The organism is Aequorivita nionensis (assembly GCF_046352995.1).
In the GTDB taxonomy this organism is placed as follows: Bacteria; Bacteroidota; Bacteroidia; order Flavobacteriales; family Flavobacteriaceae; genus Aequorivita; species Aequorivita nionensis.
Genome location: NZ_CP130281.1, coordinates 726,502 through 745,892, shown reverse-complemented (window position 1 = coordinate 745,892; position 19,391 = coordinate 726,502). Strand labels below are relative to the sequence as shown.

Sequence of the window (19,391 nt, the reverse complement as noted above, 5' to 3'; positions counted from 1 at the left end):
ATATTATTTAGAACAAATATAAATTAATAGTTAACACTTTATTTGCATTTTCAAAATCGACTTAATAATGTACTTTTGCTGCTTTATTTGTGGTGCAGAATGAGCATTATGATTACATTTGTTCGTAACTAATTCTGTTCCAAACTATCGACCATAATTTAACCATTAGTATGAAAAAGGTGAATTTTATACATCTACGCTCAAAATTGCCATTTCTTCTGTTAGTGTTTTCACTAACTTTTTCAACTACCATATATTCCCAGGATGCCGCAGCGCCAGGAGGTGATGTTGCTGCTGGAGAATCTTTGTTTAAGGCCAACTGTGCTGCGTGTCACAAGATGGATGCAAAAGCTGTGGGGCCCGCACTAAGAGGGGTTGCAGATAAGTATGATCGTGATTGGATTCACAAGTGGGTTAAAAACAGTCAAGCTTTAATTGCTGATGGTGATCCAATAGCTGTAAAAATATTTGAGGAAAACAATAAGGCTATAATGACTCCTTTTCCAGCATTGTCAGATGCGGATATTGACAACATTCTCGCCTATACAAGTCAGCCTAAAGCTGTACCGGCCGCGAATGCTACTACTGATGTGGCGGCAGGAGCTTCAACAGGCGATGGTGACTCAGTTTCAAACGGATTGGTGTTAGGTGCTTTGGCGCTTATATTCTTGTTGCTGGTAATCATGCTTTATTTGGTAACAAATACTTTAAAAAGAATTGCAGAAGCCAATGGTGTTGAATATGAGGAAAAAGAAAAGCGTACTCCGATTTGGAAAGCTTTTGTCCAAAATCAGTTCTTAGTTTTGGTTGTGTCTATTTTTATGATACTTGCGGCTGGATATTTTGCTTATGGCTATTTAATGCAAGTGGGTGTGGATCAAGGTTATGCTCCGGTGCAACCAATTCACTATTCACACAAAATCCACGCTGGCGATAACCAGATAGACTGTAACTATTGCCACAGTTCTGCAAGAAAGAGCAAGACTTCAGGCATACCATCATTGAATGTTTGTATGAACTGTCATAAAAACATTTCAGAAGTTGCGCCGGAAACAGCTACAGAAGAATACTCAAAAGAATTTTACGATGGCGAAATTGCCAAACTATACAAAGCTGTAGGTTGGGACGCTGCCAATCAACAATACACTGGAAAAACTGAGCCAGTTAAATGGGTTAGAATCCATAACCTTCCTGACTTTGTTTATTTCAACCATTCACAGCACGTAACAGTGGCTGGTGTGGCTTGCCAAACTTGTCACGGAGAAATTCAGACCATGGAAGTTGTTGAGCAGTTTGCGCCACTTACAATGGGCTGGTGTATCAATTGCCATAAAGAAACAAATGTAAACTTGGAGTCCAATGAATATTACGCCAAGATACACGAAGAGCTTTCTAAAAAATATGGCGTTGAAAAGCTTACAATCGCCGAAATGGGTGGATTGGAATGTGGCAAATGTCACTATTAATTAATTAAAAGGATTATTACATATACTAATATGGCATCAAACAAGAAATACTGGAAAAGTGTTGAAGAGCTGAACGAAGACAGCGCAATTGTTAAGGCGCTGCAAGACAATGAATTTGTAACCGAAATACCAACGGACGAATTTCTTGGCAATAAAGAAGCCTTAGAAACTTCTTCAACCACACGTCGTGATTTCTTAAAATATGTGGGCTTTACTACAGCTGCCGCTACTTTGGCTGCTTGCGAAGGCCCTGTGATTAAGTCAATTCCTTACGTTATTCAACCAGATGAAATTGTTCCTGGAGTTGCGAATTATTACGCTTCCACAATGGCCGATGGTTTTGATTTCGCCAATATTTTGGTTAAAACACGCGAAGGTCGCCCTATTAAGATTGAAAGAAATGATTTAGCATTGAATGGCGGAAGTGTTAATGCACGTGTGCATGCTTCAGTGCTTTCATTATATGATAAAAATAGATTAACCGGTCCAATAGTGGACGGAGCTGAAGTTAACTGGGCCGAATTTGATACTGCAGTTGCCCAGAAACTTGATGGAATGGCGGGAAAAGATGTTGTTTTGCTTACCCAAACTTTCGCAAGTCCTTCAACATCAAAATTAATTTCTGAATTTACAGCTAAATATCCAAACGTACGCCACGTTGTTTATGATAGCGTTTCTTGTTCAGGAGCTTTGGACGCTTTCCAAAATAAATACGGAACCCGTGCATTGCCAGATTACGATTTTTCAAAAGCAGATGTAATTGTTTCTGTTGGTGCAGATTTCTTGGGAGATTGGCAGGGCGGAAGCTATAGCAAAAGCTATGCGCAGGGAAGAATTCCTAAAAATGGAAAAATTTCTAGACATATTCAGTTTGAGGCTAACCTTACATTAACTGGAGGTAAAGCAGATAAACGTGTTTTAGCAACTCCCTCACAACAAATACAAATTCTTAAAGCATTGACAGGCGGAAGTGCTTCAGGCTTACCGGAAAATATTGCCGATGCTGTAAACAAGGCAAAAGCACAACTCCAAAAAGCTGGGAGTAGGGCATTGTTGGTAACTAGTTTGCCAGATGTTGAATCACAAACCATGGCTTTGAATTTCAATGCTAATAGTGAAGCGATGGACGTTAACAAGCCATTACTTATTAGACAGGGAAGTAATACCGAAGTAATGAGCGTTGTTAATGGCGTAGTTTCAGGAAGTATAAAAGGTCTTATTACGGTTGGTGTGAATCCTGTTTACTCATTGCCAAATAATTTAGAATTTGCTGAAGCATATAAAAAGCTTGAATTGAGTCTTGCTTTTGCAATGAAACAAGACGAAACAGCTTCATTGGCAAAAATGGTAGCCGCAACGCCACACTATTTAGAATCATGGGGTGATGCACAAATAAAAAAAGGTACCTATAGCCTTATGCAGCCAACAATTCGTCCGTTATTCAACACACGTCAGTTTCAAGACTGTTTGATGCAATGGACAGGCAAAGCACCAAAATATTATGATTATATAAAGGAAAACTGGACTGCTTCTATTTTGGAAGGTGGCTCATGGAATAAAGCTTTGGAAGCTGGTGTTTTAGTGAGTAGTGCCGAAATGATAATGGAAGAAGTGAAGCCTACTGCTGAAGGAGTTGGTGTAATGGAGGAAAGCACTTCTAACGGTGCGCTCTCAGCACTTTCACAAGATGGCGCTTATGAACTTACTTTATATACTTCAACAGGTTTAGGAGATGGTCAACAAGCCAATAATCCTTGGTTGCAAGAATTTCCAGATCCTATAACAAGAGCATCTTGGGACAATTACCTTACAGTATCAGCTGTTGATGCAGAAGCGTTGGGTCTTGAAAATTATCACGTTTCCAATGGCGCATTGAACGGAAGTTATGTAAATATAACAATGGGCAATGTAGTGCTTGAAAATGTTCCCGTTATTATCCAGCCTGGACAGGCTAAAGGCTCTGTCGGTATGGCTTTGGGTTATGGAAAAACAGCTGCTATTCAAGAAGAAATGCAGACGGGTGTGAATGCTTACCCGCTGTATCAAAACTTTTCTTCAGTTCAAAAAGTAAATATTGAAAAAGCTAGCGGAACACATGAATTTGCCTGCGTACAATTGCAGAGCACTATGGCGGGTCGAAGTGAAGATATTATAAAAGATACTACGCTTGAAATTTTCAACACAAAAGATAAAGAATACTTCAATGCTGTTCCAGTAACCGATTACGACCACAGTGCAATTTCAGTTCGTGATAAAAAGGCTGATATTTGGAGTCCTTTTGATGAAACCATTGGGCATCATTTCAATCTTTCCATAGATTTAAATGCTTGTACAGGTTGTGGAGCTTGTGTTATTGCTTGTCACGCTGAGAATAACGTTCCAGTTGTTGGTAAGGATGAAATTAGAAAATTCCGTGATATGCACTGGTTGCGTATTGATAGATATTATTCTGCAGGGGAAACTTTTAAAGAAGAAATTGAAAAACTTGAAAATCTTCCTGCTTTTGACAGTTATAAAGTGGTAGAAGTGCCAGCTTATGAAAATCCACAGGTTGCATTCCAACCAGTAATGTGCCAGCATTGTAACCATGCTCCTTGTGAAACTGTTTGCCCAGTTGCGGCAACATCACATGGTCGTCAAGGACAAAACCATATGGCTTACAACCGTTGTGTGGGTACACGTTACTGCGCAAACAACTGTCCATATAAAGTACGTCGTTTCAACTGGTTTTTATATAATGAAAACGATGAATTTGATTACAACATGAACAATGATCTAGGAAGAATGGTGCTTAACCCAGATGTGGTAGTGCGTTCTAGGGGGGTTATGGAAAAATGTTCTATGTGTATCCAAATGACACAAAAAACAATCCTTGATGCTAAGCGCGAAGGAAGAGCAATAAAAGATGGTGAATTCCATACTGCTTGTTCAAGTGCCTGCGAGACCGGAGCCATGGTGTTTGGGGATGTAAATGATAAAGATTCCGAAATAGTAAGGTTGAAAAATGATGACCGTATGTATCATCTTTTAGAAAATGTAGGTACCAAACCAAATGTTTTCTATCACATGATCGTAAAAAACACCTCGGAAGCATAAAAATATTAATCAAGAACCAATTATTTAAGAATTAAATATGTCGTCACACTACGAAGCACCTATAAGAGAGCCTTTGGTTCTGGGAGAGAAGTCCTATCATGACATCAGTGTAGATGTTGGGGCACCCGTTCTGGGAAAGGCCAATAAATCTTGGTGGATTGTTTTTACCATTGCCCTAATAGCATTTTTATGGGGTCTAGGTTGTATTATTTATACTGTTTCAACCGGTATTGGGGTTTGGGGATTGAACAAAACCATTGGATGGGCTTGGGATATCACAAACTTTGTATGGTGGGTAGGTATTGGTCATGCTGGAACACTGATTTCAGCAGTATTATTACTTTTCCGCCAAAAATGGAGAATGGCCGTTAACCGCTCTGCGGAAGCGATGACCATCTTCGCAGTTGTACAGGCAGGTTTATTTCCTATAATTCACATGGGTCGTCCATGGTTGGCATATTGGGTGCTCCCAATTCCAAACCAATTCGGTTCACTGTGGGTAAACTTTAACTCTCCATTACTTTGGGACGTTTTCGCTATTTCTACCTATCTATCTATATCATTGGTTTTCTGGTGGACAGGTTTGCTACCAGATTTTGCAATGATCCGCGATAGAACCAAAAGCCCTTTTCAGAAAAAAATATACGGAATACTCAGTTTTGGATGGAGCGGTCGCGTAAAAGACTGGCAGCGTTTTGAAGAAGTATCACTTGTACTGGCAGGTTTAGCAACGCCTTTGGTACTTTCGGTTCACACCATTGTATCTTTTGACTTTGCGACTTCAGTAGTTCCAGGATGGCACAGTACCATTTTCCCTCCATACTTTGTTGCTGGGGCAATCTTTTCAGGATTCGCTATGGTACAGACGCTACTTATCATAATGCGAAAAGTATCAAATCTTGAAAGCTATATTACAGTCCTTCACATAGAATATATGAACAAGGTAATCTTGTTAACAGGTGGTATTGTAACGGTAGCTTATATCACTGAATATTTTATTGGATGGTATTCAGGTGTGCCTTATGAAAACTATACATACCTGTCTTTTGGTGCAGCAACTGGCCCTTACTGGTGGGCGTTCTGGGCATTGATTATTTGTAACCTTATCGTGCCGCTTTCGCTTTGGGTGAAAAAATTAAGAAGAAACATTAGATGGACATTCTTTGTAGCGCTAGTTATTAATATTGGAATGTGGTTTGAGCGTTTTGACATCATTGTTGTGGATTTAAGTAAGGACAGATTAACATCCTCTTGGACAATGTTCCAGCCTACTTTTGTAGATATTGGAACCTTTATTGGAACCATTGGATTCTTCTTTGTGCTTTTCCTTCTGTATGCTCGTACTTTCCCTGTGATTGCACAGGCAGAGGTGAAAACAATATTGAAATCTTCTGGGGAATCTTTCAAAAGATTGCGTGCTGAACACGGTGATGACCACAGCCACATACAGACTGTAGAGGAATATCCCGCAGATGCTGGCCCAGCCGCCAACGTAGAAGGAAAACATTTTGATTCTGTTTTTGATGATTCAAATGAAGAGGATTCAGAAAACAATGAAGTGGATTTTGAGCTTCACAGAGGTAAGATTGATAACTTGCTTAGCAGTATTGGAACCTTTAATCCAGAAGTTGAAAAGCAGGATGACCTTAAAAAAATTAGTGGAGTTGGACCTGTTATGGAACAAAAACTTCATCAGTTGGGAATTTTTACCTTTGAACAGGTAAGTAGAATGACCGACCGCGAATACGATTTATTAGACGAGATAATTAGTGAATTCCCTGGTAGAGCCAAACGCGATGATTGGGCCGGACAGGCATTAACACTTAAAAACAATAACTAATTATGGCTGCAACTAAGATACATGCAATATATACTGACGATGACCTGTTGATGCAGGCTGTTAAACAGACGCGTTCAGCAAATTATCATATTTCAGAGGTATTTACACCATTTCCTGTACACGGATTGGATCATGCCGTGGGATTAGCACCAACAAGAATAGCGATTACATCATTCCTCTATGGACTGGTTGGTTTAAGTGTTGCTGTAGCAATGATGAACTTTATGATGATTCAAGATTGGCCACAAAATATTGGAGGTAAACCCAGTTTTACCTTTTATCAAAACATGCCAGCCTTTATACCTATTATGTTTGAGCTTACTGTATTTTTTGCCGGACATTTAATGGTAATTACTTTTTATATGAGAAGTAAGCTTTGGCCTTTCAAAAAAGCTGAGAATCCAGATCTCCGCACTACAGATGACCATTTTTTAATGGAAGTTGATGCAGACAATCATGATGTAGCCAAGCTTACCAAATTTTTATACGATACTGGTGCATCAGAAATTAGTTTAATTGAAAATGAGCAAGACCACTAATATGAAGACATTAATAAACATAGGAATTACGATTATTGCTTCAGCAACCATGGTTTCTTGTTTTAACGATAAAAAACCAAATTATCAATATTTCCCAAATATGTATGAGCCAGTAGGCTATGATACTTATGGTGAATATGAAATTTTTCCAAACCAACAGGAAGCTATGACCCCGCCCGAAAATACGGTGCCGCGCGGTTTCACACCTTATGATTACGAAAACAGTACAGCCGGTTTGGAGTTGGCAAAAGCAGAGCTAAAAAACCCGTATGAAGTAACTGAAGAAAATCTCACTGTTGGAAATCAGTTATTCACCATTTATTGTGCCGTATGTCACGGAGATAAAGGAGATGGTAAAGGTATTTTAGCAACACGCGAGAAGTTTTTAGGAATTCCTAGCTTTGGTGATCCAGGGCGTAATATTGTGCCCGGAGGTATCTATCATGTAGAAACCTACGGATTGAATGCAATGGGTTCTTATGCCTCACAAACTAATGAAAAGGAACGTTGGCAAATTGCAATGCATGTTATGGATTTAAAAGCTGCGCTTAATGGAGAGCCAGGTATTTTAGAAACCTCAAAAGCTAGTGCTGCAGTAGATAGCACTGCGGTTGAAACAAACATGCCTGAAACAAACACAGCTTCCGAATAGGAACCTAAATAAAGATTTAAAAGAGAATAGCTAAAGATATGTACACGCTACCAAGAAATTTAAAACTGTTTTCTATTGTTCTGATAGTCCTAGGACTTGCTGGAATAATCTTCGGTTTTTTAACCACGCCGAAAACCATCGATGATGTTAAAAAAATAATGGCTGAGCAAGAAGGCCATCACGGTGAGAATCATGCTGTTGCAGAACACGAGGAAGGTGGAACAGCCAACTTTGTTGATGAAGCTCGTGGAGAAGAAGGCTACTCAGAAAATGCAATGAAACATGCCACTGATCTAAAACCAGAAGGTCATGGCGCTGCATCACACGAAGAGCATGTTTTGCATCAACTGCAAACCAGACCTTGGTCTGCAACTTTTGTTGCCGCTTTTTTCTTTATGATGCTTGCTTTGGGAGCATTGGTTTTTTATGCAATTCAATATGCTTCACAGGCAGGATGGTCTCCTGTTCTTTATAGAATAATGGAAGGTATTACAGCTTATTTATTACCTGGGTCCATAATCGTATTTTTGATAGTTGTTTTTGCTGGAACACATTTTTATCCTTGGCAGGATCATGAATTGGTTGCCGGAGACAAAATTCTTCAGGGTAAATCTGTATATTTAAATTTCCCCTTCTTTTTAATTAGAGCGGTTATATATCTTTTGGGCTGGAACCTATATCGCTATTTTTCTCGAAAAAATTCATTAGCACAAGCAAAAGCAAATAATTATGATCCATACAGAAAAAACTTTAAAGCTTCTGTATTATTCCTTGTGTTTTTCCTTCTTACCGAGGCTACTATGTCTTGGGATTGGTTTATGTCTATGACACCTCACTGGTATAGCACACTCTTTGCTTGGTATATTTTTGCAAGTATGTTCGTATCTGCAATTACAGTAATAGCTTTAGTTACAATTCACTTAAAAGGTCGAGGACTTATTCCATTTGTTAGTGATAAACATCTTCATGATCTTGCAAAATTTATGTTTGCCTTCAGTATCTTCTGGACTTATCTTTGGTTTGGACAGTTTATGTTGATTTGGTATGCGAACATTCCAGAGGAAGTAACCTATTTTATTATAAGAATACAAGAATATAAAGTATTGTTTTTTGGAATGCTTATCCTTAATTTTGTCTTCCCTATTCTAGTTTTGATGAATAGTGATTACAAAAGAATTCCTTGGTTTGTGGTTATAGCCGCTGTATTTATTTTGGTAGGGCATTATATAGACATTTTCCTGTTGGTTATGCCTTCCACAGTAGGTCACAACTGGTATTTTGGAATTCCAGAAGTAGCAGCAATACTGTTCTTTTTGGGCCTTTTCATCTTAGTTGTTGGAACAGGTCTTGGCAAGGTTTCCTTAAGACCGGAAAACGATCCATTTATTAAGGAAAGTGAAAACTACCATTTTTAATCATTTAGTTTAAAGAAGAAATTGTAAAGATGACCGCATTTTTAGTTGTAATAGTAATCATTCTTTTTGGGATCTCTGTTTGGCAGATGAGCCGAATTTTTAAATTGGCACAAACAAAGCCAACCCTAAATTCCGAAATAGCTACGGATAAGGATAATAACACTCATGGTTATTTGATGATGGGCTTTTTGGCTTTCATCTATTTTTTAACCATTGTTAGCTTCTGGTTATGGGGAGATGTTCTTTTACCTGAATCAGGTTCTGAACATGGATCCAAGATAGATACCCTAATGTTGATAACAATGATTCTCATTTTCTTTGTAGGAATCATTACCCAAGGCGTATTGCATTACTTCGCTTTTATTTACCGGGGTAATAAAGTGAAGAGAGCGACTTTTTATGCCGACAACGATAAATTGGAATTTATTTGGACAATAATCCCGGTTATTACTTTGGCAGGGCTTATAATTTATGGGCTATTTACTTGGACGGACATTATGAATGTTGATAAAGATGATGATCCGCTAATAGTCGAACTTTATGCACAGCAATTTAATTGGAAGGCGCGTTATGGCGGAAATGACAACACACTTGGTGATGCTAATGTTCGTTTAATACAAGGCATTAATCAGTTGGGTGTAGATCCTGCCGATCCAAATGGGCAAGATGATAAAATAGTTACGGAGTTACATTTGCCAGTAGGTAGAAAAGTATTGTTTAAAATGCGTTCGCAAGACGTACTTCACTCTGCATATATGCCCCATTTTAGAGCACAGATGAATTGTGTGCCTGGAATGGTTACCCAGTTTGCTTTTACGCCTACGGTCACTTCCGAGGAGATGAGACAAAATGATTATATTGTAGAAAAAGTGGCAAATATCAACAACATAAGATCAGAGAAAAGCAAAGCCCTTACGGCGGCTAGGGAAGAAGCCTTGGAGCCATACGAATTTGACTACGTGCTTATTTGTAACAAGATTTGCGGAATTAGCCACTATAACATGCAAATGAAAATAATAGTTGAATCTGAAGAAGATTATAAAGCATGGTTAGCAAAACAGCCGTCATTGGCTGAACAACTTAGCAACGAAAATAAATAATATTAGTTTAAAATATATGTCAGCACACGCACAGGTCCACGCAGTAGAAGATCATCACGATGATCACGGGCATCATCATAAACAAACCTTTATAACTAAATATATATTTAGTACTGATCATAAAATGATCTCAAAGCAATACATGATTACCGGTATATTTATGGGTGTCATCGGAATTTTGATGTCTTTATTGTTCAGATTGCAATTGGCTTGGCCAGACCACAAGTTTACTATTTTTGAGATATTACTTGGAAAATGGGGAACAGATGGAGTTATGGATCCGAGTGTTTACCTAGCTTTGGTAACAATTCACGGTACCATAATGGTGTTTTTTGTTTTGACAGCCGGATTGAGCGGAACTTTTAGTAACCTACTTATTCCACTTCAAATTGGTGCTAGAGATATGGCCTCTGGGTTCCTTAATATGGTTTCCTATTGGTTGTTCTTTATATCTAGTGTAATAATGTTAGGCTCATTATTTGTAGAAGCAGGACCTGCTTCTGCTGGATGGACCATTTACCCACCATTAAGTGCATTGCCACAAGCTATACCTGGCTCTGGTACAGGGATGACTTTATGGTTAATTTCCATGGCAATATTTATTGCAGCATCATTATTAGGTTCTCTAAACTTTATTGTTACGGTTTTGAATCTTAGAACTAAAGGAATGTCTATGACTAGACTTCCACTTACGGTTTGGTCTTTCTTTCTAACTGCAATTATTGGAGTTGTTTCTTTTCCGGTTCTTTTTTCAGCAGCTCTAATGTTGATTATGGATAGAAGTTTCGGCACATCTTTCTTTCTATCGGATATTTATATTGCCGGTGAAGTATTGCATCACCAAGGAGGTTCGCCAGTATTATTTGAACACCTTTTCTGGTTTCTTGGACACCCTGAGGTTTATATCGTAATTCTTCCAGCAATGGGAATAGTTTCCGAAATTATGGCAACCAATTCACGTAAACCTATTTTTGGTTACCGTGCAATGGTAGCTTCTCTATTAACTATTGCTTTCCTTTCAACCATTGTTTGGGGTCACCACATGTTTATTTCAGGGATGAACCCATTCTTAGGATCGGTATTTACATTTACAACACTTTTGATTGCAATTCCTTCTGCAGTAAAATCTTTTAACTGGATAACTACTTTATGGCGAGGTAAGTTACAAATGAACGTAGCCATGCTTTGGTGTATTGCTTTTGTTTCTACCTTTATTACTGGTGGTTTAACAGGAATTATTATGGGTGATAGTGCTTTGGATATTAACATTCATGACACTTATTTCATTGTAGCTCACTTCCACTTGGTAATGGGTATTTCTGCAGCTTACGGATTTTTGGCTGGGGTTTATCATTGGTTCCCAAAAATGTTTGAGGGAAGAATGATGAACAAAAAACTTGGATATATACACTTCTGGGTAACCTCTATTGGTGCCTATGGAATATTTTTCCCAATGCACTTTGTTGGTTTGGCAGGACTTCCGCGTAGATACTATACAAATACCAACTTTCCTTATTTTGATGATTTGGCAGATATAAATGTTGTGATGACTATTTTCGCAATCATTACAATTGGTGTTCAAGTAGTGTTTCTATACAACTTCATTCACTCTATGTTCTATGGAAAAATCGGTCCAAAAAATCCTTGGAATTCAACTACTTTAGAATGGACTGCTGAAGTAAAGCACATCCACGGAAACTGGGATGGCCCAATTCCACACGTGTACCGTTGGTCTTATGACTATAGCAAGTTGAATAAAGATGAAACCGACTTCGTGATTCCCGGACAAGACTTTATTCCTCAACACATCCCATTACAGGACAATGAAGATGAATTAGATCATTAATGGAACCAAAAAAAACATACAAGCCCTTTCAATTTTGAAAGGGCTTGTTGCTTATACGTAGTTTTTAAGTAGCACTACGTAGAAAGAATTTTAAGGCAATACATTATCTTTGATATGTTGAGTTTATAATAAGTAGGAAGTGAGGAACCTGCTAGTTATTTCACTAAGGTCGTTTAAATATTATTTGGGCGACCTTTTTTTATTTCTCAAATTTATAAACTTACTTTTCTATCTGGTTCAAAACTATAGAAGTGATACCAAGTGTTTTCCTATATTTGTGTTATGAACGAAAACCTCGATCCCACTGGAGAAAACCTCTCGCCACAGGAACTGGATATTGAAAAAAAACTCCGTCCTCTCAGTTTTGACGACTTTACTGGGCAAGATCAGGCTTTGGAAAACCTTCAAATATTTGTTCAGGCAGCAAACTTGCGTAGTGAAGCTTTAGATCATACGCTTTTTCACGGCCCTCCAGGCTTAGGAAAAACCACTCTTGCATATATTCTTGCTAATGAACTGAACGTAAATATTAGAGTTACTTCAGGACCAGTGTTAGACAAGCCTGGCGATCTTGCAGGATTACTGACAAATTTGGAAGAACGCGATGTCTTGTTTATTGATGAAATTCACCGTTTAAGCCCTATTGTTGAAGAATATCTGTATTCTGCAATGGAAGATTATAAAATTGATATTATGATTGAATCTGGACCCAATGCGCGCTCGGTTCAAATTAATCTAAATCCTTTTACTCTTATTGGCGCAACTACGCGTTCAGGTTTATTAACTGCGCCTATGCGTGCCCGGTTTGGAATTTCTTCAAGATTACAATATTATACTACGGAGCTTCTAACCACAATTTTACAAAGAAGTGCAGGAATTTTACAAGTTCCTATTTCTATGGAAGCTGCTATTGAAATTGCTGGCAGAAGCCGAGGAACACCGAGAATTGCAAACGCTCTTTTACGTAGAATTCGCGATTTTGCTCAGATAAAAGGAAACGGAAAAATTGACATCCAAATCGCAAAATTTGGATTGGAAGCTTTGCATGTAGATGCTCATGGTCTTGACGAAATGGATAATAGAATTCTTCGAACAATCATCGAAAAATTCAAAGGCGGACCGGTTGGAATTACAACCATCGCAACGGCCGTTTCCGAAAGCACCGAAACCATTGAAGAAGTTTATGAGCCTTTTTTAATTCAGCAGGGTTTCATTATGCGCACTCCCCGCGGGCGCGAGGTTACCGAAGCTGCCTACAAACACCTCGGAAAATTAAAAGGCCCAACACAGGGAGGACTTTTTTAAATGAAATGTCAGGCTGAGCCCTTCGACAGCGCTCAGGATAAACTAAAGGCGAAGCCCGGCAACTTCCCATGATAAATAACAAATCCAAAAATACAGCCTTAATAAAAACCGAAGCCAAACGCCTCGGTTTTTTATCCTGTGGAATCAGTAAGGCCGAGTTTTTGGAGGAAGAAGCACCACGACTTGAAACCTGGTTAAAAAAAAATATGCACGGTGAAATGGCCTATATGGAAAACCATTTTGACAAAAGGTTGGATCCAACACTTTTAGTTCAAGATTCAAAAAGCGTTATTTCTTTGTTGCTGAATTATTTTCCTTCCGAAATGCAAAATCCGGATAGCTATCAAATTTCTAAATACGCTTACGGTACCGATTATCATTTCGTCATAAAAGACAAATTGAAACAGTTGATGGAGTTCATTTCTGAAAAAATTGGTGAAGTCCACGGACGTGCTTTTGTAGATTCTGCCCCGGTTTTAGACAAAGCTTGGGCAGCAAAAAGCGGTTTGGGCTGGATTGGCAAACACAGCAATTTACTTACAAAACAATTAGGATCTTTCTATTTTATTGCGGAATTAATTGTGGATCTTGATTTGGAATACGATACTCCCGTAACCGACCATTGCGGAAGTTGCACGGCCTGCATAGACGCCTGCCCCACAAATGCTATTGTTGCAGATAAAGTTGTAGATGGCAGTAAATGTATTTCCTATTTTACAATTGAGTTGAAAAACGAAATTCCAACTTCGCAAAAAGGAAACTTTGAAGATTGGATGTTTGGCTGCGATATTTGTCAAGATGTTTGTCCTTGGAACCGTTTCAGCAAACCGCATAATGAACCACTTTTCAACCCAAATCCTGAACTCCTCTCAATGACTAAAAAAGATTGGGAAGAAATAACCGAAGACGTTTTTCAGAGAATATTTAAAAATAGTGCTGTGAAGCGCACCAAGTTTTCCGGTCTCAAAAGAAATATTGAATTCCTGAAAAAACAATGATCTTATTCCACTATCTGCTTTGGAGAGGCTGGAGGATGATTACTGATAAACAACCGTTCGCGGTTTTCCAATCTGAAAATCAGGAAACCCAAAATCGTCATTTTCAAATGCGTTCGTTTTAAAAATATTTTTTCCCTGTCCCGGAATTTCAGGGTAGTAAGCAAAGGATAGCTGAAAGGAACTGAACACTAAATAGTCATTTCGAATAACACAGCCCACACCAAAAGAGGAGTAGATATGGTTGCTTCCGAAACTTTCGTGTTTGTCTGAAAGCATGCCGGCAGCAATATTCACAAAAGGATTGAAGCGAAACCCCAAAACTTCCCAAGGCGAATAAAACTGTGTCTGAAACGCGATTACGTATTTTGAAATACCTGTGGCACTTCCTTCAAAACCATTTATATTTCCGTTTCGATGATCAAAATATAAATTACCATAAGCCCCGTTGAAATCTGGGTTTTCATTAAGGCTCAATCTATCGGCGATGGAATTTAGTCGATTAAATCCCAATACAATTTGTGGTTTTATAAATTGCCTCATTTTCCATTTTTCGCCCAACGACAAAAGGTGTGAGAAATAATTTGCCCGAAAACTAAAAGTTGTCTGCTCGGTTTTTGAATGGTTGAAAAAACTTCCCAATTCAAAATCCAGACTCATAAATCCCCATTTAAAATAATTGCCATAAGCCGCTTTGGCTCCTATATACAATCGGTCCGTTTGGTTTTTATTTTGGATTCCGCCCGTTATGGAATAGGTGGTCCCCACCGGAACATCTTCGATAATGCCATCGTTAAAAATATAGCTGTCCTCAACAAACTGCCGTGAGGCAATACCGACGCTTCCTAAAAAAAAGGTTTCATCGGAAAAAAACCGGATGCTGTCATATTCAATATTCGGTAAGGTTTTGTAATCTACCAATAAGGCACGCGCGCTCAAAATGAGGCTTGTGGTGCGCTCCCTTTCGGAATTTCCTTTAAAAACACGAAAGGAACGGCCGCCCCAATAGTCCTGCGTAATGAATTTGAAATTTTGATTGACGAACGCCAGCGTATCATTTTGAAGCTCTCTTGCCAAAGTTTTTTCCTGTAAAAATATTCCACCTGCCCAGCGGGTTAATGGCGAATAGAATATTCTGTCGAAAGAAATTGTTTTATCGTAATAACCTTCATAGTCAATAGAATAAGTTCCCGAGGCACTAATGAAGGTATTTTTAAAATTTGGAATCATATAGCTCGCTTCATAAGCATCTTTTCCGTCCACAATTCTTTTTGAATATCCCACCCTAAACTGATGCCCGGTTCCAATGAAATTGCGCTCCCTCAACTTAAGTTTGGTTTGGGAACCGGAAATATCTGCTTTCGGAATAATACTCCATGAATCCAAAACAGTAACTTTTATATCCACCGAATCTTGATTTTGGGAAACGAACGCTGGTACAATCTTTACCTCTCGAATATAATTTTGCGACCGTAACAATCGTGCCGATTCAGTTAAAAGTAGAGTGTCTAGAGGTTTGTTTTTTTTTAGCAGCAAAAAATTTCGAACTGCCATATTCATTGATTTTACATGAATGGCATTGCCGGTTTTTTCGAGCCAGCTATTTGCAACTTCAGTGCTATCAGTAAACGAGAAACCGAAAGGGTCTTTGGTTTCAATTATAATATTCCGAATAATCCTGCCCTCAAACTGTTGGTAAATTGGTTTTTTTCTTTCTTTTTTGGGTTGTCTTTTGGTTTTATTGGCAGTTGGCCGAAAAATCCACCGATGTACCATTTTCGTGAATTTTCTTTTTTCGGAATAGGTTTTAATTTTATTGTATAGTTGCGTGCTGTCCTGCACGGAGTTTTTGTTCTGCGCCGAAAGTTTTAGGCACGATGACATCACCAATACTATAAAAAGGTAGCGGACAGGTTTCAATTTTTCTCTTTAAAGCAATTCCTTCTCAAATGTATTGAAACCTATTTGGATTTTATAAGAGATGTTTCCTATTTTTTCCCACAATCAAAGCCTTAATTTATATTTTCGATTCTTTCAAAACACGTACCTTTGGTTTTTACTTTTCGATTGTGCTAAATCGAATGGGTTTTATAAATAAGCAAAAAAAATTATGAGCAAACAAAGCAGACGCAGAGAAGCCCTATTATACCACGCAAAACCAAGACCTGGTAAAATTCAGGTGGTTCCCACAAAAAGTTACTCCACCCAACGTGATCTTTCCTTGGCATATTCGCCGGGAGTTGCGGAGCCTTGCCTTGAAATTGAAAAAGAAAAGAACAACGTTTATAAATACACAAACAAAGGAAATCTTGTTGCCGTAATTTCAAACGGAACCGCAGTTTTGGGATTGGGAAACATTGGCCCCGAAGCCTCAAAACCTGTAATGGAGGGTAAAGGATTGCTTTTCAAAATATTTGCAGATATTGATGTTTTCGATATCGAAATAAACACTGAAAATATTGACGAGTTCGTTGCAACAGTAAAAAATATAGCGCCAACCTTTGGGGGTATTAACCTTGAAGACATAAAAGCGCCCGAAGCTTTTGAAATAGAAAGAAGGCTGAAAGAAGAGCTTGATATTCCCGTAATGCACGACGATCAACACGGTACGGCAATAATTTCGGCGGCAGCCTTGCTTAATGCTTTGGAAATTTCAGAGAAAAAGATAGAAGATGTCAAGATAGTTATCAGTGGAGCTGGAGCGGCGGCAGTTTCTTGCACACGGCTTTACAAAGCTTTCGGCGCAAAGTCTGAAAATATTGTAATGCTAGACAGCAAAGGCGTGATCAGAAAAGACCGCGAAAATCTTTCCGAAGAAAAGGCAGAATTTGCTTCCCATAGAAAAATTGATACACTAGACGAAGCAATGAAAGATGCAGATGTGTTTGTGGGGCTTTCGGTTAAAGATATTGTTACGCCCAAAATGCTGAAAAGCATGGCGAAAAACCCGATTGTTTTCGCAATGGCCAATCCAGATCCCGAGATTGAATATGATTTGGCCGTAAAAACCCGAAAAGACATCATTATGGCCACTGGCCGGAGTGATCATCCAAACCAAGTGAACAATGTTCTTGGATTCCCGTTTATCTTCCGCGGAGCATTGGATGTTCGTGCAACAAAAATTAATGAAGCTATGAAAATGGCTGCGGTAAAAGCCTTGGCAGACCTTGCTAAAGAACCTGTGCCGGAACAAGTTAATATTGCTTATGGCGAAACAAAACTGGCTTTTGGAAAAGAGTATATAATTCCCAAACCTTTTGACCCGAGACTGATAACCGCCGTTCCGCCCGCAGTGGCAAAAGCTGCGATGGAAAGTGGTGTGGCAACCATAGAAATTACCGATTGGGAAAAATATCAGGATGAACTTTTTGAACGTATGGGCAGCGATAATAAAATAGTTCGTTTGCTGCTTAACCGTGCAAAATTAAATCCCAAGCGCATTGTTTTTGCAGAAGCAGATCATTTGGACGTGTTAAAAGCTGCACAGATTGTTTATGAAGAAGGTATTGGTATTCCTGTTTTGTTGGGAAGAAAGGAAATCATTCTTGAATTGATGGAGCAAATAGATTTTGATGCAGACCTTGAAATTATCGATCCTAAAAGTGACGAATATGCAGATAAGCTTCAATATTATGCCCAAAAACTTTGGGAAAAGCGAAGAAGAAGCGGAATATCACTCTACACGGCAGAAAAACTGGTGCGAGAACGAAATTACTTTGCGGGAATGATGCTCAGCGAAGGCGATGTGGACTGTATGATTTCAGGCTACGCCCGTTCTTATCCCTCAGTAGTGGTTCCCGTTTTTGAAACTGTGGGAAGGTTTGAAGGCGTTACAAAAGTAGCGACTACTAACTTGATGCTTACCAAGCGCGGTCCATTGTTTTTTTCTGATACATCTATAAATATTGATCCAACGGCGAAAGAACTTGCCAAAATTGCTCAAATGACCAATTATACAATGAAAATGTTTGGATTGCAACCAGTTATTGCGATGATTAGCTACGCCAACTTCGGTTCTTCTAAAGATCCACACGCAACAAAAGTTCGTGAAGCTGTAGATTTACTTCATAAAAGTAATCCAGATATGATCGTTGATGGAGAGCTGCAAGCAGACTTTGCTTTAAACCCAGAATTGCTTCAAAAGAAATTTCCTTTTTCAAAATTGGCGGGCAAAAAAGTGAATGCACTTATTTTTCCAAATCTTGATTCTGCAAATAGTAATTATAAATTGCTGAAAGAGCTAAATAATGTAGAATCCATTGGCCCCATTATGTTGGGAATGCGTAAACCAGTTCACATATTACAATTGGGAGCTAGCGTTGAGGAAATGGTTAATATGGCTGCTGTAGCTGTTGTGGATGCACAACAAAAAGAGAAGCGAGTGCGGGAGCAGGGAAGCAAATAACTGGGTGCTTTTCTCTACAATATTTTCACAAAAACCCCAATGGCAGTTGTAAATAATTATGCTATATTTGAGCCTTTAAGTTTTCGTTAACACATGATAACCCATATACAGGGCAGACTAGTTGAAAAAAACCCAACAGATGTAGTGATAGATTGCAATGGAGTAGGGTACTTTATCAATATTTCCTTGCACACATTTTCCGAACTCCCCACTAGTGAAAATGTTAAACTGTTTACTCATTTGCTTATTCGGGAAGATGCCCATACACTATACGGTTTTTCAAGTATTGCGGAACGTGAAATATTTAAGTTGTTAATTAGCGTTTCAGGAGTTGGAGCTAGCACAGCCAGAACGATGTTATCGTCCTTGGCGCCAGACCAAGTTTTGGACGCAATAGCAACAAATGATATTGTAACAATCCAATCCGTAAAAGGGATAGGAGCCAAGACCGCCCAACGTGTGGTTTTGGATTTAAAAGATAAGATTTTAAAAGTGTACGGTTTGTCATCTATTTCTGCCGGATCAAGCAATACGAACAAAAATGAAGCGTTATCTGCTTTGGAGACCTTAGGCTTTGTTCGTAAACAGTCTGAAAAAGTGGTAGATACCATTGTGAAGGAAAATCCACAGGCTTCGATAGAAATGATCATTAAACAAGCTTTAAAAAATTTGTAAAATTTGAAGGCAAAAAATTACGTTTACAAGGGTGGCTTTTTCAAGCTTTTAGCAATA

13 protein-coding genes are annotated in these 19,391 nt (G+C 38.6%); 12 read left to right on the top strand and 1 reads right to left on the bottom strand.

What is annotated here, in order from left to right; translation table 11 throughout:
* The first annotated feature begins 170 nt into the window (after positions 1-170).
* The 10 genes from Q2U82_RS03355 to queG all read left to right on the top strand — a co-directional run bounded on the left by Q2U82_RS03355 (position 171) and on the right by queG (position 14,257).
* Entirely contained in the window at positions 171-1,466 is a 1,296-nt protein-coding gene (locus tag Q2U82_RS03355; RefSeq protein WP_410006311.1) for a c-type cytochrome, read from the top strand.
* A gap of 30 nt (positions 1,467-1,496) precedes the next feature.
* Positions 1,497-4,562 (top strand): TAT-variant-translocated molybdopterin oxidoreductase, encoded by a 3,066-nt coding sequence (locus tag Q2U82_RS03350; RefSeq protein ID WP_410006310.1) that lies wholly within the window; start codon positions 1,497-1,499, stop codon positions 4,560-4,562.
* A gap of 37 nt (positions 4,563-4,599) precedes the next feature.
* Entirely contained in the window at positions 4,600-6,402 is a 1,803-nt protein-coding gene (nrfD, locus tag Q2U82_RS03345) for an NrfD/PsrC family molybdoenzyme membrane anchor subunit (protein WP_410006309.1), read from the top strand.
* 2 nt (positions 6,403-6,404) lie between these two features.
* The gene (locus tag Q2U82_RS03340; RefSeq protein WP_410006308.1) at positions 6,405-6,941 is read left to right on the top strand and encodes a DUF3341 domain-containing protein; all 537 of its coding nucleotides are present in this window, start codon (positions 6,405-6,407) and stop codon (positions 6,939-6,941) included.
* Position 6,942: 1 nt separating this feature from the next.
* On the top strand, positions 6,943-7,593 hold the full coding sequence (locus tag Q2U82_RS03335) for a c-type cytochrome (protein WP_410006307.1): 651 nt from the start codon (positions 6,943-6,945) through the stop codon (positions 7,591-7,593).
* A gap of 38 nt (positions 7,594-7,631) precedes the next feature.
* Complete coding sequence (locus Q2U82_RS03330) at positions 7,632-9,008, top strand: quinol:cytochrome C oxidoreductase (protein ID WP_410006306.1); 1,377 nt, start codon at positions 7,632-7,634, stop codon at positions 9,006-9,008.
* 29 nt (positions 9,009-9,037) lie between these two features.
* Complete coding sequence (locus Q2U82_RS03325; RefSeq protein ID WP_410006305.1) at positions 9,038-10,108, top strand: cytochrome c oxidase subunit II; 1,071 nt, start codon at positions 9,038-9,040, stop codon at positions 10,106-10,108.
* A gap of 16 nt (positions 10,109-10,124) precedes the next feature.
* On the top strand, positions 10,125-11,954 hold the full coding sequence (locus Q2U82_RS03320; protein WP_410006304.1) for a cbb3-type cytochrome c oxidase subunit I: 1,830 nt from the start codon (positions 10,125-10,127) through the stop codon (positions 11,952-11,954).
* 282 nt (positions 11,955-12,236) lie between these two features.
* Positions 12,237-13,259 carry a Holliday junction branch migration DNA helicase RuvB gene (gene ruvB, locus Q2U82_RS03315; RefSeq protein WP_410006303.1) on the top strand — a complete coding sequence of 341 codons (1,023 nt, stop codon included), beginning with the start codon at positions 12,237-12,239 and terminating at the stop codon, positions 13,257-13,259.
* 68 nt (positions 13,260-13,327) lie between these two features.
* Positions 13,328-14,257 (top strand): tRNA epoxyqueuosine(34) reductase QueG, encoded by a 930-nt coding sequence (queG, locus tag Q2U82_RS03310; protein WP_410006302.1) that lies wholly within the window; start codon positions 13,328-13,330, stop codon positions 14,255-14,257.
* 39 nt (positions 14,258-14,296) lie between these two features.
* On the opposite strand, the gene Q2U82_RS03305 is transcribed toward queG, so the two are convergent.
* On the bottom strand, positions 14,297-16,174 hold the full coding sequence (locus tag Q2U82_RS03305) for a hypothetical protein (RefSeq protein ID WP_410006301.1): 1,878 nt from the start codon (positions 16,172-16,174) through the stop codon (positions 14,297-14,299).
* Positions 16,175-16,364: 190 nt separating this feature from the next.
* Between Q2U82_RS03305 and Q2U82_RS03300 the strand changes: the two genes are divergently transcribed.
* Together Q2U82_RS03300 and ruvA are read left to right on the top strand one after the other, a co-directional pair.
* Entirely contained in the window at positions 16,365-18,659 is a 2,295-nt protein-coding gene (locus Q2U82_RS03300; protein WP_410006300.1) for an NADP-dependent malic enzyme, read from the top strand.
* Positions 18,660-18,752: 93 nt separating this feature from the next.
* Complete coding sequence (gene ruvA / locus Q2U82_RS03295; RefSeq protein WP_410006299.1) at positions 18,753-19,334, top strand: Holliday junction branch migration protein RuvA; 582 nt, start codon at positions 18,753-18,755, stop codon at positions 19,332-19,334.
* Positions 19,335-19,391: the final 57 nt, after the last annotated feature.

Excerpts from the sequence above, each read along its gene's own strand:
- Q2U82_RS03355 (WP_410006311.1), top strand. The coding sequence starts at position 171 with ATGAAAAAGGTGAATTTTATACATCTACGCTCAAAATTGCCATTTCTT.
- Q2U82_RS03350 (WP_410006310.1), top strand. The coding sequence starts at position 1,497 with ATGGCATCAAACAAGAAATACTGGAAAAGTGTTGAAGAGCTGAACGAA.
- nrfD (WP_410006309.1), top strand. The coding sequence starts at position 4,600 with ATGTCGTCACACTACGAAGCACCTATAAGAGAGCCTTTGGTTCTGGGA.
- Q2U82_RS03340 (WP_410006308.1), top strand. The coding sequence starts at position 6,405 with ATGGCTGCAACTAAGATACATGCAATATATACTGACGATGACCTGTTG.
- Q2U82_RS03335 (WP_410006307.1), top strand. The coding sequence starts at position 6,943 with ATGAAGACATTAATAAACATAGGAATTACGATTATTGCTTCAGCAACC.
- Q2U82_RS03330 (WP_410006306.1), top strand. The coding sequence starts at position 7,632 with ATGTACACGCTACCAAGAAATTTAAAACTGTTTTCTATTGTTCTGATA.
- Q2U82_RS03325 (WP_410006305.1), top strand. The coding sequence starts at position 9,038 with ATGACCGCATTTTTAGTTGTAATAGTAATCATTCTTTTTGGGATCTCT.
- Q2U82_RS03320 (WP_410006304.1), top strand. The coding sequence starts at position 10,125 with ATGTCAGCACACGCACAGGTCCACGCAGTAGAAGATCATCACGATGAT.
- ruvB (WP_410006303.1), top strand. The coding sequence starts at position 12,237 with ATGAACGAAAACCTCGATCCCACTGGAGAAAACCTCTCGCCACAGGAA.
- queG (WP_410006302.1), top strand. The coding sequence starts at position 13,328 with ATGATAAATAACAAATCCAAAAATACAGCCTTAATAAAAACCGAAGCC.
- Q2U82_RS03300 (WP_410006300.1), top strand. The coding sequence starts at position 16,365 with ATGAGCAAACAAAGCAGACGCAGAGAAGCCCTATTATACCACGCAAAA.
- ruvA (WP_410006299.1), top strand. The coding sequence starts at position 18,753 with ATGATAACCCATATACAGGGCAGACTAGTTGAAAAAAACCCAACAGAT.